At 39.0% G+C, this 16,677-nt stretch carries 16 protein-coding genes and 1 tRNA gene; 9 read left to right on the top strand and 8 right to left on the bottom strand.

The genetic code is table 11. The features are described 5' to 3' along the window. Positions 1–24 precede the first annotated feature (24 nt). Both KSK37_RS05485 and KSK37_RS05480 read right to left on the bottom strand, forming a co-directional pair. On the bottom strand, positions 25–1,029 hold the full coding sequence (locus KSK37_RS05485) for an alpha/beta fold hydrolase (RefSeq protein WP_217200080.1): 1,005 nt from the start codon (positions 1,027–1,029) through the stop codon (positions 25–27). A gap of 73 nt (positions 1,030–1,102) precedes the next feature. After that, a complete protein-coding gene (locus tag KSK37_RS05480) occupies positions 1,103–2,197 on the bottom strand; it encodes an MBL fold metallo-hydrolase (RefSeq protein WP_246566243.1) in 1,095 nt (364 codons plus the stop codon). Between the two features lie 195 nt (positions 2,198–2,392). On the opposite strand from KSK37_RS05480, the gene KSK37_RS05475 reads away from it, so the two are divergent. Further along, entirely contained in the window at positions 2,393–2,818 is a 426-nt protein-coding gene (locus tag KSK37_RS05475) for an SRPBCC family protein (protein ID WP_088360137.1), read from the top strand. Positions 2,819–3,019: 201 nt separating this feature from the next. Here KSK37_RS05475 and tatC read toward each other — a convergent pair whose 3' ends face one another. Beyond that, positions 3,020–3,841: a twin-arginine translocase subunit TatC gene (gene tatC / locus KSK37_RS05470; RefSeq protein ID WP_088360136.1), complete on the bottom strand. Its 822-nt coding sequence runs from the start codon at positions 3,839–3,841 to the stop codon at positions 3,020–3,022. A gap of 229 nt (positions 3,842–4,070) precedes the next feature. Further along, complete coding sequence (locus KSK37_RS05465) at positions 4,071–5,030, bottom strand: KpsF/GutQ family sugar-phosphate isomerase (RefSeq protein ID WP_088360135.1); 960 nt, start codon at positions 5,028–5,030, stop codon at positions 4,071–4,073. Positions 5,031–5,262: 232 nt separating this feature from the next. Between KSK37_RS05465 and recQ the strand changes: the two genes are divergently transcribed. The 6 genes from recQ to lpdA all read left to right on the top strand — a co-directional run bounded on the left by recQ (position 5,263) and on the right by lpdA (position 13,497). Next, the gene (gene recQ, locus KSK37_RS05460; protein ID WP_217199927.1) at positions 5,263–7,467 is read left to right on the top strand and encodes a DNA helicase RecQ; all 2,205 of its coding nucleotides are present in this window, start codon (positions 5,263–5,265) and stop codon (positions 7,465–7,467) included. Between the two features lie 12 nt (positions 7,468–7,479). Continuing rightward, positions 7,480–7,731 (top strand): hypothetical protein, encoded by a 252-nt coding sequence (locus KSK37_RS05455; protein ID WP_217199925.1) that lies wholly within the window; start codon positions 7,480–7,482, stop codon positions 7,729–7,731. Further along, positions 7,716–8,039, top strand: coding sequence for a hypothetical protein (locus KSK37_RS05450; RefSeq protein WP_217199923.1), 324 nt, complete (start codon positions 7,716–7,718; stop codon positions 8,037–8,039). The genes KSK37_RS05455 and KSK37_RS05450 overlap by 16 nt, the downstream gene beginning before the upstream one ends. Before the next feature lie 15 nt (positions 8,040–8,054). Further along, positions 8,055–9,188, top strand: coding sequence for a glycosyltransferase (locus KSK37_RS05445; RefSeq protein ID WP_425514006.1), 1,134 nt, complete (start codon positions 8,055–8,057; stop codon positions 9,186–9,188). Between the two features lie 220 nt (positions 9,189–9,408). Then, positions 9,409–11,961 (top strand): adenosylcobalamin-dependent ribonucleoside-diphosphate reductase, encoded by a 2,553-nt coding sequence (locus KSK37_RS05440; protein ID WP_217199921.1) that lies wholly within the window; start codon positions 9,409–9,411, stop codon positions 11,959–11,961. Positions 11,962–12,093: 132 nt separating this feature from the next. Further along, complete coding sequence (gene lpdA / locus KSK37_RS05435) at positions 12,094–13,497, top strand: dihydrolipoyl dehydrogenase (RefSeq protein ID WP_217199918.1); 1,404 nt, start codon at positions 12,094–12,096, stop codon at positions 13,495–13,497. A gap of 111 nt (positions 13,498–13,608) precedes the next feature. Here lpdA and KSK37_RS05430 read toward each other — a convergent pair whose 3' ends face one another. Both KSK37_RS05430 and KSK37_RS05425 read right to left on the bottom strand, forming a co-directional pair. Beyond that, positions 13,609–13,779 (bottom strand): hypothetical protein, encoded by a 171-nt coding sequence (locus KSK37_RS05430; protein WP_217199916.1) that lies wholly within the window; start codon positions 13,777–13,779, stop codon positions 13,609–13,611. A 51-nt stretch (positions 13,780–13,830) separates the two neighbouring features. After that, a complete protein-coding gene (locus tag KSK37_RS05425) occupies positions 13,831–14,025 on the bottom strand; it encodes a KTSC domain-containing protein (RefSeq protein WP_217199914.1) in 195 nt (64 codons plus the stop codon). 73 nt (positions 14,026–14,098) lie between these two features. On the opposite strand from KSK37_RS05425, the gene KSK37_RS05420 reads away from it, so the two are divergent. Beyond that, positions 14,099–14,935 (top strand): CvfB family protein, encoded by an 837-nt coding sequence (locus KSK37_RS05420; protein ID WP_217199911.1) that lies wholly within the window; start codon positions 14,099–14,101, stop codon positions 14,933–14,935. Positions 14,936–14,974: 39 nt separating this feature from the next. Here the strand turns inward: KSK37_RS05420 and KSK37_RS05415 are convergent. Continuing rightward, positions 14,975–15,048 (bottom strand) — tRNA-Pro (locus KSK37_RS05415). Positions 15,049–15,157: 109 nt separating this feature from the next. Next, positions 15,158–15,505, bottom strand: coding sequence for a hypothetical protein (locus KSK37_RS05410; protein WP_088360125.1), 348 nt, complete (start codon positions 15,503–15,505; stop codon positions 15,158–15,160). 309 nt (positions 15,506–15,814) lie between these two features. Between KSK37_RS05410 and hisG the strand changes: the two genes are divergently transcribed. Beyond that, on the top strand, positions 15,815–16,672 hold the full coding sequence (hisG, locus tag KSK37_RS05405) for an ATP phosphoribosyltransferase (protein WP_217199909.1): 858 nt from the start codon (positions 15,815–15,817) through the stop codon (positions 16,670–16,672). Positions 16,673–16,677: the final 5 nt, after the last annotated feature.

The raw sequence follows: 16,677 nt of genomic DNA, 5'->3' as shown, positions 1-16,677 counted from the left end.
TTTTCCCGAAAACTCATTTCGACTTTATTTGATAAACTCCATCAGTGGCGTAATAAACCGGTCGAAAACTTCGATATGCGGTGAGTGTCCTACATTTTCAAGCTCGACCAATTTCGAGCCTTTGATTCTTTTCTGGGTTTCCTTTCCTAAATTTTGGTAAAGTCCCATTAAAGGCTGCAGTTCTTTCGGTGCATTTCCTTTTCCAATCGCGGTTCGGTCGCGGGTTCCGATGATGAGAAGGGTAGGAACGGTAATCTTCTGAAAATCTTCAACCACAGGCTGCGTGTAAATCATATCAGAAGTTAAAGCCGCATTCCAGGCGGTGATGGGAAAATCTTTAGAAACCGTCCAGCCTGCCAAAAGATTCAGCCATTTATCGTATTCCGGCTTCCATTTTCCATCGTAGTAAAATTTGAGCTGATAATCTTTATAGGAATTATAGGTATTTTTAAGTTCCGCAGTATATTGTTTATCGATATTCTGGTAAGGCGAAAAATTCCGGTAATCTTCGAGTCCGATTGGATTTTCGAGAATCAGTTTTTCCACATTTTCAGGATACATCACAGCCATTTTCGTGGCAAGCATTCCGCCCATAGAATGTCCAAGGACGATGAATCTTTCTATTTTCAAATCATCCAGTATTGATTTGGTGTTTTCGGCTAGCTGCTGAAAACTGAACTGATACTGTTTAGGTTTTGATGATTTCCCGAAACCGATCTGATCCGGCATAATGACGCGGAAGCCTTCTTTCTGAAGTTCTTTTGCCGTCTGTTCGAAATAATATCCGTTGAAATTTTTACCGTGAAGAAGGACTATGGTTTTTCCGTTAGGTTTTGCAGGTTTCACGTCCATGAAAGCCATTTTCAACTGTTGTCCCTGATTTTTTAATGCTTTAAACTGAACGGGAAAAGGATATTTTACCGCAGATAATTCGGCATCCCAAGGTTCAAGTTTTGAAAGGTTCTGTGATTTACCAGCGAAACCCAGCAATACGGAAAACAGCAGTATGAATAGTTTTGTAGATTTCATTCTTTCATTTTTAGATCTGCCCAAATTTACGAAAATAAAAAAAGAACCGTTACCGACTCTTTCTATTCTGATCTTATTGGTAGGATTCCCACCATCTTTCGTACACTTTCGCATCATCTTCCCAGTTTACTTTTTCGCCAATTTTTGGAGTGATAATTCTTGCGTTTTCAGTATTAAGTTCCATCATTTTCTTCAGCGGTTCGTCCCATGCATGAACCGAGAGCGCAAATTTGGAATTATGTACCGGAATCATCCTTTTCGCATGGAGTTCTTTCATGGCTTTGATATTTTCACCGGGCAGGAAATGAATATATCGCCAGTCTTTGTTGTACTGTCCGTTTTCGAGGATCGCCAAATCAAAACTTCCGAATTTATCGCCAATTTTTTTGAAATGATCATCGTAACCGCTGTCGCCGCCGATATAGATTCTCTGTTTCGGAGTTTCAAAAACAAAACTTGCCCAGATCGCCTGGTCGCGCTTTAAACCACGGCCGGAAAAATGTCGTGCAGCTTCGCAATAAACCTTAAAACCGTTTCCTAGATCAGAACTTTCGCCCCAGTCGAGTTCGATGATTTTATTAGGATCGTAACCCCAATATTCCAGGTGTTCTCCGGTTCCGAGACCGGTAATCACCATTTTTACTTTAGGCTGGAACTTTTTCACGGTTTCATAATCCAGATGATCCCAGTGATCGTGTGAAATAATTAAATAATCAAGCTCCGGAATATCATCGGTGGTATACAAATCGGCTCCTTCAAAAGCTTTTGTTGTAAAAGTAAAAGGCGAAGCATTTCCGCTGAAAACCGGATCGACAAGAATTTTTTTACCGTCGATTTGCATAAAATACGACGAATGTCCCATCCAGACATATATATTTTCCAGAGGGTTCAGATTTTTCAAATCTGTTTTGCTGAAATTAAATTTCTGTTTCGGCCTCAGGTTTTCCTTCTTTCCGAACAGAAAGCGGAACATCACTTCCGGCATCGACGTGTCTTCCGCAAGTTGTGGGGTATGATTCAGGTTGCTGAATTTTCCGTTTTCGTAATGCGGCGATTTCTGAATTCTTTCCAGACGTTTTCCTGAGGGCGCTTTCCCGAATTTTGGGTGTTTCATAATCAGGAAAGTTGCTGCCACTAAAACGGCGATCAACAGGAGGGATGCTATCATGAGTTTCTTTACAATAATCATTATTTTTAAATACTGCTTTTATTCACTGTTAAAGTAAGACGTTTGGCCGTAGATTTTACTTTAAACAGGGCGACAAATGTAATTTAAATTATGAAATGAGTAAAATCAGGGTCAATGATTTTATCTTTCATTAATATTTGATTAACTTTATTACAACCAAAAAAATCTAATATTATGCACGAGAATGTAGTAGTTAAACAAAGAGTTAACGCGCCCGTAGAGAAGGTTTGGAACGCTTTAACCGATAAAGCGCAGATGAAAGAGTGGTATTTTGACATCCCCGATTTTGAACTTGGACTTCATAACGAGTTCAATTTTTTTGAACCGGGCGGTGAAAATAAATATCATCATCACGCAGAGATTCTGGAAGTGATTCCTAACGAAAAATTCAAGCATACCTGGTCATATCCGGAAATTTCCAGAGAGAAAACCATCGTGAAATGGAAGCTCGAAGAAGACGGCGACGGTACCGTAATTACGCTGACGCATAAAGGTCTGGAGAATTTCAGCCACCTCGGGCAAGATTTTCAGAAAGAAAGCTTCACGAACGGATGGAATGAAATTTTAGGAAAAAGTTTTAAAGAATATATTGAAAAATAAAAGATACTGAAAAACACGCTGAGAGGCGTGTTTTTTTTGATTCTATTAAGTGAAATGTTCCAAAGATTTTTCAAAGGAAAAAAGTGGCTGAATTTCTAGCCCCGACCGAACGGCATGTCTGAGCTCTCCGCAGCGGCGGAAGCGAGTAGTGAGGGCGGGACAGGTTGTTGGGAGAGCTATAACTTGTGTTGCTCCTAATCTCTACTGCTGTGCGGGCAGATTTGATCTGCTCTGAACTTTTTTATAGGTATAAGCACTCATCATAATGCTGAATTCATACAGCAAAAGCAGCGGGAAAGCGGCCATCAGCATACTTAAAACATCGGCAGGCGTAATGACGGCTGCAACTACCATGATGAGAACAATCGCGTGACGGCGGTAGGTTTTCATGAATTTTGGGGTTAAAATCCCAACCGAAGTGAGGAAATAAACGATCACCGGGAAAAGGAATACTGTGCCCATTCCCAGTACAACCTGCATGAATAAAGTGGTGTAATCGCTGAGATCAAAAAGCTGGGTGATGGAATCTGAGATTTTGAACAGCAGACCGAAATTGATCGCGAAAGGTAAAATGAGGAAATAACCGCATAAAATTCCAAGCAGGAAAAGGATCCACACGAAATTGATGAGAAAAACAGAGTTCTTGCGTTCGTTCGGGTGAAGCGCCGGAGCTATAAAGCGCCAAAGTTCAATAATAATATAAGGAAATGCGACAACGATTCCTCCAAAAATAGAAACCGACATCATCACATTGAACTGCTGAAAAAGTTTCTTCTGCTGCACCGCAAAATGATCGGGAAGCACAATGCTGTCATGACCAAGGAATTCGCGGGAAAAATGATTCACGACACGGAAGGTGAAGAAATCGTTTCTTGTAGGTCCGAAAAAAACATGATCCATGATCCAGTTTACATTGAAACCAACAAGGAGTGCGCCCACAATAATGGCAATGATAGAGCGGATTAAGTGTCCTCTCAATTCACCGATGTGTCCCCAAAATGACATGTCTTTTCTGTCGCCCATTTTAAAAAAATTCAAGATTCAAATTCAAGATTGCGAAATTACAGAAATATTGGTGAAAATATCTGAAGCTGCATCAAATTATTTCCTTGCAAAATACCAGACATTGATTGCAGGTTGATAAGCTTTCAGATTTACATAGTCCTCACAAAAATTCCGATGCGTTTGACAGCGGATGAAATACAGGAATGTTTAATTTTCCGAGTTCCTAAAACTGAATTCAGGTTTTATTCTAATTAATGCCTTCGTCCAGAAGTCTGTGAATGTCGATGATTCCAAAATATTTTCCGTTTTCGGTAACGATCAGCTGACCGATGTTTTTGTCTTTAAGGATCTGCATGGCTTCTTTTGCCAAAGCATTTTTATCGATGCTTTTCGGGTTGCTGCTCATGATGTCTTTTGCCAGAATCTTCGAAACATCCTGTCCGCTCATCAGCATTCTGCGTAAATCTCCGTCAGTAATTACTCCGGTAATCTGCTCGTTATCGGTTACCACGGTAATTCCGTGCGAAGAAGCGCTTATCGAAATGATAATTTCCCTGATGTTGGAATTGGCTGAAACCTGAGGTTTTTGGGAAGACAAAAACTGTCCGACTTTCGCAGTAAGGTTTTTTCCTAAACTTCCTCCCGGATGAAATTTCGCAAAATCGTTCTCCCGGAAACCGTTCAGTTCCATCAGGCAAACCGCCAAAGCATCTCCCAATGCCATCTGAACAGTGGTTGAACTTGTTGGCGCGAGTTTTATAGGACAAGCTTCTTTTTCTACGGACGTATCTAGAACAACAGCAGAAAATTCAGCCAATTTGGAGTTAAGGTTGCCTGTCATTCCAATTAAGGCCGAAGAATAATCTTTCAGAAACGGCAATAGGTTAACAATCTCAGGTGAGTTACCGGAGTTGGAAATACACAGCACCACATCTGTTTTCTGGATGACGCCCAAATCGCCGTGAATTGCTTCTGAAGCGTGCAGAAACTGCGACGGAGTTCCGGTGGAATTCAGTGTGGCAACAATTTTATTTCCTACATGCGCCGATTTCCCGATTCCGACAATGATGAGTTTTCCTTTGGCTGAATGAATGATTTCAACAGCTTTGAGAAAATTTTCGTCAAGCCGGTTTTTCAGGCTTTCGAGTTCTGATATTTCAATGGAAAGAGCGTTTTGGGCTGTCTGAAGAATTTCGGAATGAGTCATTTTATTGGTTTGAAAATGAAAAATTTACTCCTTTAATATACGGAAATATTTTTATTATATTTCTATGAAATTTAGGGTGCAATATTTTTATTTTGATTTTTATTTTCTAACTTTGGGTAATATGCAAATTTAGCAAACATATTTAGATGAAACGCCAATGACCAATAATTTTGGAATTAAATGCAAGTGATTGTCGGCGCTGCATCTGTTGCTATAAAACTGAAAATTACAGATGAAAACAAATACCGCCGATTTATCGAAGGAACTCAAGAAATATTTCGGCTTCTCAACGTTTAAAGGTCAGCAGGAAGAAATTATTAAAAATTTACTCGAAGGTAAAGATATTTTTGTTTTAATGCCCACCGGTGGCGGAAAATCTCTTTGTTATCAACTTCCCGCGCTCATTTCTGAAGGAACTGCAATCGTGGTTTCCCCTCTTATTGCTTTGATGAAAAACCAGGTGGATGCCGTGAACGGGCTTTCATCTGATGAAGGCGTGGCTCACGTTTTAAATTCTTCACTGAATAAAACGCAGACCAAACAGGTTTTTGATGATATAAAAGCCGGAAAAACAAAACTGTTATACGTTGCCCCGGAATCTTTAATCAAAGAAGAATACCTTGAATTCCTGAGGGAAGTAAAAATATCTTTTGTCGCCATTGACGAGGCACACTGTATCTCCGAGTGGGGACACGATTTCCGTCCTGAATACCGAAATCTTAAACTGATTATCGATAAAATTGCTGACGTTCCTGTTATTGCCTTAACAGCGACGGCAACACCGAAAGTTCAGGATGACATTCAGAAAACACTCGGAATGTCCAAAGCTTTGGTGTTTAAAGAAAGTTTCAACCGCCCTAATCTTTTTTATGAAGTGCGCCCGAAAGTGAATATTGACCGGGAAATTGTAAAATTCATCAATCAGCATAAAGGGAAATCAGGGATCGTATACTGTCTGAGCAGGAGAAAAGTGGAGGAATTTGCACAGCTCCTTCAGGTAAACGGCATCAATGCGCTTCCGTATCACGCTGGTTTGGATCAGAAAACCCGGGTGATGAATCAGGACAAATTCCTTATGGAAGACGCGGATGTTATCGTAGCAACCATTGCGTTCGGGATGGGAATTGATAAACCGGATGTGAGGTTTGTGATTCATTATGATATTCCGAAATCGTTAGAAAGTTATTATCAGGAAACCGGTAGGGCAGGAAGAGACGGTGGGGAAGGGATTTGTCTGGCTTTTTATGACCCGAAAGATATTGAAAAATTAGAAAAGTTTCTGGCTCAGAAGCCTGTTTCCGAAAGAGAAATCGGTCTTCAGCTATTGAATGAAGTAGTAGGTTATGCCGAAACTTCGATGAGCAGGCGGCAGTATATTCTCTATTATTTTGGCGAGCAGTTTGATCCCGTCAACGGTGAAGGTGCACAGATGTGTGACAATTCTGTCAACCCCCCGAAACTGAAAGAAGTAACGAAAGAGCTGAAATTAGTGCTGACTTTGGTAAAGGAGCTGGAGGAGAAATTCAAAACAAAAGATTTAATTTCTGTAATTGTAGGGAAAGAAAATCCGGTTACAAAATCTTATAAACTGGAAACTTCAAAATATTTCGGCATCGGAAAAAATGAGGAAGAAAACTTCTGGAAATCGATTATCCGTCAGGCAACCGTTCAGGATTTTCTTCAAAAAGATATAGAGACTTACGGTGTTTTAAAAGTGACTGAAAAGGGTCTTAACATGATTGCCGGGAAAGACAAAAATCCTTTTCTCATCGCGGAAGACAAAGAATATGATTTGGCCCAAACGAAAGCAGATTCCGATCAGGTGCAGGTTCAGCAAAGCAGCGGACTCGACGAAAATCTTTTTAATCAGCTAAAAGAACTACGGAAAACCGTTGCTAAAAAACAGGGAATCCCGCCTTATACCGTTTTTATGGATCCGAGTTTGGAAGATATGACCGTGCAATATCCGATCAGCATTGAAGAAATTGGAAAAATTTACGGAGTTGGCGATGGAAAAGCCAAGAAATTCGGGAAAGAATTTGCTGATTACATCAAGAAATATGTAGAGGAAAACAATATCGAAAGAACTCAGGATATGGTGCTGAAACAGGTGGCGAATAAATCGAGCCATAAAGTTTTCATCATTCAGAGTACCGACAAGAAAATTGATCTGGAAGACATTGCTAAAGCTAAAAATCTTTCGATGGAAGATTTGTTGAAGGAAATGGAACGTATTGTTTATCAGGGAACTAAGTTGAATATTGACTATTATATCGACGAAAATTTTGATGAAGATATTGTAGAGGAATTTATGGAATTTATGGGCGAGAGCGAAAGCGACAGCATGAAAGTACTTCTGTCGGAATTCGGTGATGATTTGAGTGATGAAGAGGTGAGAATGTTGAGGATTAAGTTTATATCCGATGTAGCAAATTAAAATTTTTTGACAATGCACGAAAAAAGCTTACATCAAAAACAGGAAATCCTCAATTGGCTTTTGTCTCTGGAGGATGAAGCAATGATTAGTAAGATCGATGAGTTCCGTAAAGAAATGTTGTTGCATCCTATCGTAAGTGAGCCTCAAACTGAATTTAGTGTAAAAGATGATTTTGATGAAAGGTTTGCGAAGGGTTTGACTTCAAATGAGTTGCTTGGTGAAGTTTTTCAACATATTGATTCTCTGCCTTGGAAAGAAAAGTGATTTATCGTCAAGATGTAAAATTTTTTCTAAATGAATTAATTGACATTCTATTTGAAAATGAATTTTTCGGTTTTAAAAATGATGCAAAAAATTATGTTTTGGAAATTATCACCTATATAAATAATCATAATTTTAAAACCGGAGTGCGTGAATCACCTGTTGTGTTGCGGAGATTCGGACAAAAATTTATTAAATACAAAGCCAACCCACAGACGACCTGGTATATTTTCTTTGATCATAAGGATGGAAAATATCTTGTTAATCATATTCTGAACAATCATTCCAAAGATTTTCCTGAATTGTTGTAGATTTGGTTGAATGACATCTTAAGGCTTTTTCAATTCATTAAAAACAGCAAAACCTTGGCAGAAGACCGGAAAAAAATCACCATTATTTTTATCCTTCCCGATTTGGAAACCGGCGGTGCAGAACGCATTGTTACAACTATTGCCAATCATTTACCCAGAGAAAAATTTGAGCCGAAAATTCTTCTGTTAAGGAAAGAAGGTGGTTATCTGGAGTTCCTAAATGATGATGTTGAAATTATTGATATCCAAACTCCCAGAATCAGGCATTCTTTAAAACCGATTTTACGCGAAATTAAAAGAAGAAAACCAGATATTGTTTTCACTGGTTTTGGCGAAATAAACGCGTATCTTTCTTTATTTATAAGGTTTTTTCCTAATACAAAATTCATAGCGAGAGAAACAAATGTCGTTTCAAAACATGTGACACGAAAGGAAATCCGTTTTTTTTACAAATTTTACAAGAATTATCACCGCATTATCTGTCAAAGCGACGATATGATGAATGATTTAATTGAAAATTTCAGTATTAAAAAAGAAAAAATCTTCAAAATCAACAATCCCGTGGATTTTGATTTTATTGAAGAAAAATTGAACATTTCAAAAAAACCTGAAAGTTTTAAGACTGATTTTAGAAATATCGTGGCCATCGGAAATCTTTCTTCCAGAAAAGGCTTCGACAATCTACTGAAGGTTTTCAGCCACTTAAAAGGAGAGAAAATCCAAATTCATATTTTGGGTGACGGAAGAGATAGAGAGCTGTTGCTACAGATGAAAACTGATCTCTATCTTGAAAATGTGATTTTTCATGGACAGCAGAAAAATCCTTATCAGTTCCTGAAATTTGCAGACCTATTTATATTGTCGTCCCGTTATGAAGGTTTCCCGAATGTATTGCTGGAAGCTGGTGCGTGCGGAACTTATTCTTTGGCAAACGAGTGTCCGGGCGGGATTTCAGAGATTATTCAAACTGATGTCAACGGCGAAATTTTAGATATTGAAGATCATCGGCAATTCGCGGAAAAAATCTTAGCGGTTTTAAAGAAGGATCACAATAGAGAATCAATTAAAAATTCGGTCCGATTACGTTTTTCAAAAGAGTTGATACTTATTAAATATGAAAATCTATTTCTGGAAGTTTTAAAAAAATAAATCTGTTTCCTATGGGAAAATTGTAGATTCTCCATTTGACTTTAAGCAAGAATGAAATTATTATTATGACTTTGGTCATATGAATTTACAATATTTGTAAACTTTGAGATGTCCGGTAAAATTTATATATCTAATAATCAGTTTTATAAGTAAATAAATATGTAAACTTTTTGTTATTCAGGTAAACTGTTGTACTTTTAAAATTAATAAATATACAACTATGGAAGCCGGAGTATTCGCTAAAAAAAGTACCACATTTACTTATGAAGATGCATATCAATCAACCCTAAAATATTTCGAAGGCGACGATCTCGCTGCAAAAGTTTGGGTAAGCAAATACGCGCTGAAAGATTCAGACGGCAATATTTACGAACAGACTCCCGACGATATGCACCGACGGATTTCTTCGGAAATTGCCAGAATAGAAGAAAAATATCCCAATCCGCTTTCAGAACAGGAAATATTCGATCTCATTAAAAATTTCAAATACATTATTCCGCAGGGAAGTCCGATGACAGGAATCGGAAACAATTTTCAGATTGCTTCGCTTTCCAACTGTTTTGTCATTGGCAGCGGAACCCAGAGCGATTCCTATGGAAGCATCATGAAGATTGATGAAGAGCAGGTTCAGCTGATGAAAAGACGCGGCGGTGTTGGTCACGATCTTTCAAACATCCGCCCGAAAGGCTCTGCAGTGAAAAATTCCGCGCTTACTTCTACCGGTTTGGTTCCGTTCATGGAAAGATATTCCAATTCCACGCGGGAAGTTGCACAGGATGGAAGAAGAGGAGCGCTTATGCTTTCCGTTTCCATTAATCATCCGGATTCTGAAGATTTCGTGAATGCCAAACTGGAGCAGGGAAAGATTACAGGTGCAAATATTTCGGTAAGAATTGATGACGACTTCATGAAATCGGTTGTCGGAAAAGAAGATTACATTCAGAAATACCCGATCCACAGCGACCATCCTAAGTTTCAGAAAAAAATTAAAGCAACGGATTTATGGGATAAAATCATTCATAACGCCTGGAAATCGGCAGAACCGGGAATTCTTTTCTGGGATACGATTATCCGCGAATCTTTACCCGACTGCTATGCGGATTTGGGTTATGAAACGGTTTCCACCAATCCGTGTGGAGAAATTCCGCTGTGTCCTTATGATTCGTGCAGGCTTTTAGCCGTAAATCTCTTTTCTTACGTGGAAAATCCGTTTACAAAAAAAGCAAAATTTAATTTTGAACTTTTTAAAAAGCACGTCGGCTATGCCCAGAGAATGATGGATGATATTATCGATCTGGAGATGGAAAAAATCGATGCAATCCTTCTTAAAATCGATTCCGATCCGGAAGGAAATGAAATTAAAGCAACGGAAAAAAATCTGTGGACAAAAATCCGCCAGAAAACCATAGAAGGCAGAAGAACCGGTGTGGGAATTACCGCGGAAGGTGATATGTTAGCGGCTTTAAATATTCAGTACGGAAGTAAAGAAGGCAACGAATTTTCTACTTTAGTTCACAAAACCTTAGCGCTTGCGGCTTACCGTTCTTCCGTAGATATGGCGAAAGAAAGAGGAGCTTTTGGAATTTATGATGCGAAAAGGGAAGAGAAAAATCCTTTCATTCTAAGGATTAAAGAAGCTGATCCTAATTTATATAAAGACTTAAAGAAATTCGGCAGAAGAAACATTGCACTTCTTACGATTGCGCCCACAGGAAGTACTTCGCTGATGTCGCAAACCACATCGGGAATTGAGCCTGTTTTTCTTCCTGTTTACAAAAGACGGAGAAAAGTAAATCCTAATGATAAAGACGTTCGGGTTGATTTTGTAGATGAAGTAGGGGATTCCTGGGAGGAATATCTGGTTTTCCATCACCGTTTTAAACAGTGGATGGAAGTAAACGGAATGGATACGGACAGAAATTATACTCAGGAAGAAATCAATAAGATAATTGAAGTTTCTCCTTATTACAAAGCCACTTCCAATGATGTAGACTGGCTGAGCAAAGTAGAAATGCAGGGCGCGATCCAGAAATGGGTAGATCATTCGATTTCAGTGACGATTAATATTCCGAATGATGCGACAGAAGAACTGGTGAATCAACTGTACATCAAAGCCTGGGAAGTCGGCTGCAAAGGCGTTACCGTTTACCGTGACGGTTCACGGTCCGGAGTTTTGATTTCGAATGACGAAAAAAAGGAAGAAAAAACTGAAGTTCTTCAACCAGCATTTCCGACAAAAAGACCTCACGTTCTAGAAGCTGAAATCGTCCGTTTCCAGAACAATAAAGACAAATGGATTGCCTTCGTTGGGCTGATCGACAAAAAACCTTATGAAATATTCACCGGTTTGGCCGATGACGAAGAAGGAATTGCCCTACCGCGTTGGGTAAGTCAGGGACTTATTATTAAAAACCGCGATGAAGACGGCAAATCCCGTTACGACTTTCAGTTTACCAATCTTCGTGGCTACAAAACTACGATTGAAGGACTTTCACACAAGTTCAATCCTGAATTCTGGAATTACGCTAAATTGATTTCCGGAACCTTAAGACACGGTATGCCGATTGAAAACGTCGTGGAACTCATCAACAGACTAGAACTCGATTCTGAGTCCATCAACAACTGGAAAGCGGGTGTTGCAAGAGCTTTGAAACGTTATATTCCGGATGGAACGGATGCCGGCGGAAAATGTTCCAATTGCGGTTCCGATCAGGTTGTTTATCAGGAAGGATGCCTGATCTGCAAGAATTGCGGAAGCAGTAAATGTGGTTAAGAAAATAATATCGAATTAATTGCTTTCCGTTAAAATATTAGTTTAAAATCTATGGGAATCTCGCTTTCCACAGGCAAAAAATTTCGTAATTTTGTACAACTTTAATTTTTAATAAATCAAATAAATATAAAAATGAGTCAATTCGATGTTACCGTTATCGGTTCCGGTCCTGGAGGATATGTTGCTGCAATCAGATGCGCACAGTTGGGTTTAAAAACAGCTATTATTGAAAAATATCCCACCATGGGCGGTACCTGTCTGAATGTTGGATGTATCCCTTCCAAAGCACTTTTGGACAGTTCAGAACATTTCGAAAACGCAAAACACAATTTCGCCAATCACGGAATTATCATCGACGAGCCAAAAGCAGATCTGGCAAGAATGATCGCGAGAAAAAATGAAGTGGTAGACCAAACGACGAAAGGAATCACCTTCCTGATGGACAAAAATAAAATCACAGTTTTCGAAGGTGTTGGAAGTTTCGAATCTGCGACTCAGATTAAAGTAACGAAAAACGACGGTTCTGCAGAAACCATCGATTCAAAATACACCATTATTGCGACAGGTTCCAAACCAAGTTCGCTGCCTTTTATCAGTTTAGATAAAGAAAGAGTAATTACTTCTACAGAAGCTTTAAACCTTAAAGAAATCCCGAAACATTTAGTTGTAATCGGCGGCGGTGTAATCGGGCTTGAACTTGGTTCAGTTTACAAAAGATTGGGTTCTGAAGTAACTGTCGTTGAATTTATGGATAAAATCATCCCAACCATGGACGGTGCTTTATCGAAAGAACTCAATAAAGTTTTGAGAAAACAGGGCATGAAATTCATGCTTTCTACGGCGGTTCAGGCGGTTGAAAGAAACGGAGATACCGTAAAAGTTACCGCGAAAGACAAAAAAGGCGAAGAAGTAGTGGTAGAAGGCGACTATGTTTTGGTTTCTGTAGGCAGAAAACCTTACACTGACGGACTTTCCCTTGAAAAAGCCGGTGTTGATCTGGACGAAAGAGGTAGAGTGAAAACCAATGAGCATTTGCAGACTAACGTTTCAAATATTTATGCAATCGGTGATGTAGTTGCCGGAGCAATGTTGGCGCACAAAGCATCTGAGGAAGGCGTTTTGGTGGCAGAACAGCTTGCAGGACAAAAACCGCACATCAATTATAATTTAATTCCTGGAGTGGTTTATACTTGGCCAGAAGTTGCTGCGGTTGGAAAAACTGAAGAACAGCTGAAAGCAGAAGGCGTTGCCATTAAAGTGGGTAATTTCCCGATGAGAGCTTTGGGAAGAAGCCGTGCTTCCGGTGATTTGGATGGTTTCATCAAAATCATTGCTGACGAAAAAACCGATGAGGTTTTAGGCGTTCACATGATTGGAGCAAGAGCTGCCGATATGATTGCAGCTGCTGTAACCGCGATGGAATACCGCGCAAGTGCTGAAGATATTGCAAGAATGTCTCACGCGCACCCAACTTTTGCAGAAGCAATTAAAGAAGCTGCATTAGACGCGACCGGAAAGATTGCGATTCACATGTAAAAATAAGAATCTAAATTTTAGATATTTAAAAGAGAAGTTTCGGCTTCTCTTTTTTTTGCCCATTTAAATACGGCCATTTATCAGTCGTTTTTATTGAATTGATAAATTTATTTAGTTTTTAATATCAAATTTTTTAAAAATGCATGGAATGTTTGAGTTATCAGCTACAGAAATCGTTCCGCAATATTGTTTTGTCACTTCTGTACGTTGCGGAGCCATTTCTTCAGGTTGCGGAACCATTTCTTCAGGTGGCGCATCAATTTCTGCATATTGCGGATTCATTTCTGTTGCCTGTTATTCCGTTGCTCACGCTTGCGATTATATTTAACGGTTTCAAACTTTCTTGTATTTAAAAAAAGGTTTAATATTTTTATTCAGATACGTTCCTTTTGAAAATGCCGCGCGGAAATCATCGAAAACCTCCTGCGGCACGTCCAGATAGTCATACACAGCTCCGGACACATAAACGATAGTCAGGATCTGGAGTTCGGGCTTATAAAAATATTTTCTGATGACTGATGAAGGCATAATTCCATTTCAGCAATATCCGTTCCTTTAGTTTTCTTACCTTTGCAGTCAATATATAATATCAGGCTAACCTATGGATCTCGGCAAAACTCAATTATTAAAAATCGCAGAAAAAAATTATTCCGGTTTATTTCTGGAAGATGAAAACGGAGAAAGAGCATTTCTTCCTAAAATTTTTGCTTCAGAAGACGCCGAAATCGGGACGGAAATGGAAGTTTTTGTGTACCAGGACGACGACAAACTGAAAGCAACAACTGAAAAACCCAACGCCGAAGTAGGTGAATTTGCCGTGATGAATTGTGTGCAGAGTCTTCCCAGCGGTGCTTTTATGGATTGGGGAATTATCAAAGATTTATTCATTCCGTACAAACAGCAGAAACAGAAAATTGTTGAAGGAAAACGGTATTTGGTTCACGTTTATATTGATGAATTTTTAAACCTGATTACCGGAACTACCAGATTCAAAAGAAATCCTCAGTATGAAGATCTGCCTTTCCGAAAAGGCGATAAGGTGAATCTGATTTTAATGGGTGAAGGCGAACTGGGCTGGAATGTGATCGTGAATAAAAAGTATATCGGATTGATTTACGCTTCTGATGTTTATAAAAAACTGTTTCCCCTTTCTGAAGAAATCGGTTACATAAAATCCATCCGTGAAGACGGAAAAATAGATGTTTCCCTTCAGCCGGAAGGTTATGAAAACAACGATGAGTTTCAGCAGATTATTCTTGATAAACTTAATCAGAATTACGGATTGCTTTATCTTTCCGACAAATCTGAACCGGAAGAAATAAAGCAGGAACTTCAGATGAGTAAAAAGAATTTTAAGAAAGCAATCGGCGGATTGTACCGGGATAAAAAAATTGAGATTCTGGAAGATAAAATAAGATTGATTGACGGTCTTGATTAAAAAATAAAAAAAGAGCAGTTTCAAACTGCTCTTTTTTTGTCGGGATGACTGGATTCGAACCAGCGACCCCTTGCACCCCATGCAAGTACGCTACCAGGCTGCGCTACATCCCGAAACGCCATGCAAAAATAAGGATTGGCGCATTATTTTCAAAATGAAATGCTCTTCTAATTCCTGTTTTTTATCAGCAGCCAACCGTTCAGGATACGCCCGTCAGAAACTTTATTCCTTCCTTACCAACAATATCCAGTCTTCCTCCAGTAATTTATAACCGATATCATAAACGAAACGGTATTCTGCACCATTTTTATAGATTTTCAGGCTGGTGAAATATTCAAAATCGAAACCTTCCGACGTGAGTTTATTTCGTGTGGTTTTTGCCTTACCTTCGGTAAATTTCTGTTCACTCAGGATGCGGTGGTTTTTGCGCAGTTTGTTGTTGATGTTGCGCATCAGGTTGGTGGAATCTTTGTTGTGTTTATTGTTGAAAGCATTTCTGCAGCCATCGTTACAGAATTTTTTATCACTTCTTCCGATGATTTTGTCGCCACATTCCAGACAGTTTTCCATGCTTAATATTTTGATAATCAAATATAAAGAATTATCCGTTTACAAACGGTTTTGAATTTTTTCAGTAAAAAAATAAATTTTTTGCCACGGATATAAAAAATAGTTTATACATTTGTCCCTACAAAACAAACAGAATGTTCAATCAGTTACATCATCATCATTTTCATACTTGCACTCTCGCGAGCTGATTATGATATGCTGTAAATTCAACAAATATTTAATCCCGCCTGAGTAAATCAAGGCGGGATTTTTCTTTTACTAAAATCAATTTCCAGACTCCGGTTTACTCACGCATTTAGAAATAAAATTATGAGTAAACTTAAAATTGCCATCCAGAAAAGTGGCCGGCTCAGTGAAAAATCGGTCGCACTCTTTGAAGAATGCGGTCTTAAATTTCCCAACGGAGGCGGAAAACTGATTACAGAATGCACCAATTTCCCTGTGGAAATCCTTTTTCTCAGAGATGATGATATTCCGCAGTATGTGGAACAGAATGTCGCTCACATCGGCATTATCGGCGAAAACGTTTTCCTCGAAAGCCAGAAAGAAATCCGCATCGTCGAAAAACTTAATTTCTCCGGATGTCGCTTAAGTCTGGCTGTTCCTAAGGAGACTGAATATCAAGGATTGAGTTTTTTCAATAATAAAAAGGTAGCGACTTCTTATCCCAATATTCTTCAAAAATATTTTAAAGAAAATAACATTGAAGCAATGGTCGAAGTCATTTCCGGCAGTGTTGAAATTGCGCCGGGAATTGGCTTAGCTGACGGAATCTGTGATATTGTGAGCAGCGGTTCAACCTTGCTTTCCAACGGATTAAAGGAAGTGGAAACGGTGATTGAAAGTCAGGCTGTAATCGTTTCCAGTCCAAATCTTGAAGCTGAAGTTCAGGAGATTTTAAATAAACTGCTTTTCCGCATACGGTCAGTTCAGAAAGCCAAAGAGAACAAATATATTTTGCTGAATTCCCCAAACAACCAACTTGAAAAAATCATCCAGATTCTTCCTGGAATGAACAGTCCTACCATACTTCCGCTCGCAAAAGAAGGGTGGAGCAGTCTGCATTCTGTTATCGGCGAAGGTAAATTTTGGGATGTAATCGACGAGCTTAAGGAAGCTGGTGCTGAAGGAATTCTGGTGGTTCCAATTGAAAAAATGATTCTTTAAATACA

Origin of the sequence: Kaistella soli, assembly GCF_019038595.1 — a bacterium.
GTDB lineage: Bacteria > Bacteroidota > Bacteroidia > Flavobacteriales > Weeksellaceae > Kaistella > Kaistella soli.
This window is presented reverse-complemented; position numbering and strand designations above follow the sequence as displayed.

Bases quoted from the DNA above. Each gene is read 5' to 3' on its own strand.
- KSK37_RS05410 (WP_088360125.1), bottom strand. From the start codon at position 15,505: ATGGAAAACTGTCTGGAATGTGGCGACAAAATCATCGGAAGAAGTGAT.
- tatC (WP_088360136.1), bottom strand. From the start codon at position 3,841: ATGGGCGACAGAAAAGACATGTCATTTTGGGGACACATCGGTGAATTG.
- KSK37_RS05440 (WP_217199921.1), top strand. From the start codon at position 9,409: ATGGAAGCCGGAGTATTCGCTAAAAAAAGTACCACATTTACTTATGAA.
- KSK37_RS05480 (WP_246566243.1), bottom strand. From the start codon at position 2,197: ATGATAGCATCCCTCCTGTTGATCGCCGTTTTAGTGGCAGCAACTTTC.
- KSK37_RS05425 (WP_217199914.1), bottom strand. From the start codon at position 14,025: ATGCCTTCATCAGTCATCAGAAAATATTTTTATAAGCCCGAACTCCAG.
- KSK37_RS05455 (WP_217199925.1), top strand. From the start codon at position 7,480: ATGCACGAAAAAAGCTTACATCAAAAACAGGAAATCCTCAATTGGCTT.
- KSK37_RS05485 (WP_217200080.1), bottom strand. From the start codon at position 1,029: ATGAAATCTACAAAACTATTCATACTGCTGTTTTCCGTATTGCTGGGT.
- KSK37_RS05430 (WP_217199916.1), bottom strand. From the start codon at position 13,779: ATGAATCCGCAATATGCAGAAATTGATGCGCCACCTGAAGAAATGGTT.
- KSK37_RS05420 (WP_217199911.1), top strand. From the start codon at position 14,099: ATGGATCTCGGCAAAACTCAATTATTAAAAATCGCAGAAAAAAATTAT.
- KSK37_RS05475 (WP_088360137.1), top strand. From the start codon at position 2,393: ATGCACGAGAATGTAGTAGTTAAACAAAGAGTTAACGCGCCCGTAGAG.
- hisG (WP_217199909.1), top strand. From the start codon at position 15,815: ATGAGTAAACTTAAAATTGCCATCCAGAAAAGTGGCCGGCTCAGTGAA.
- recQ (WP_217199927.1), top strand. From the start codon at position 5,263: ATGAAAACAAATACCGCCGATTTATCGAAGGAACTCAAGAAATATTTC.
- lpdA (WP_217199918.1), top strand. From the start codon at position 12,094: ATGAGTCAATTCGATGTTACCGTTATCGGTTCCGGTCCTGGAGGATAT.
- KSK37_RS05465 (WP_088360135.1), bottom strand. From the start codon at position 5,030: ATGACTCATTCCGAAATTCTTCAGACAGCCCAAAACGCTCTTTCCATT.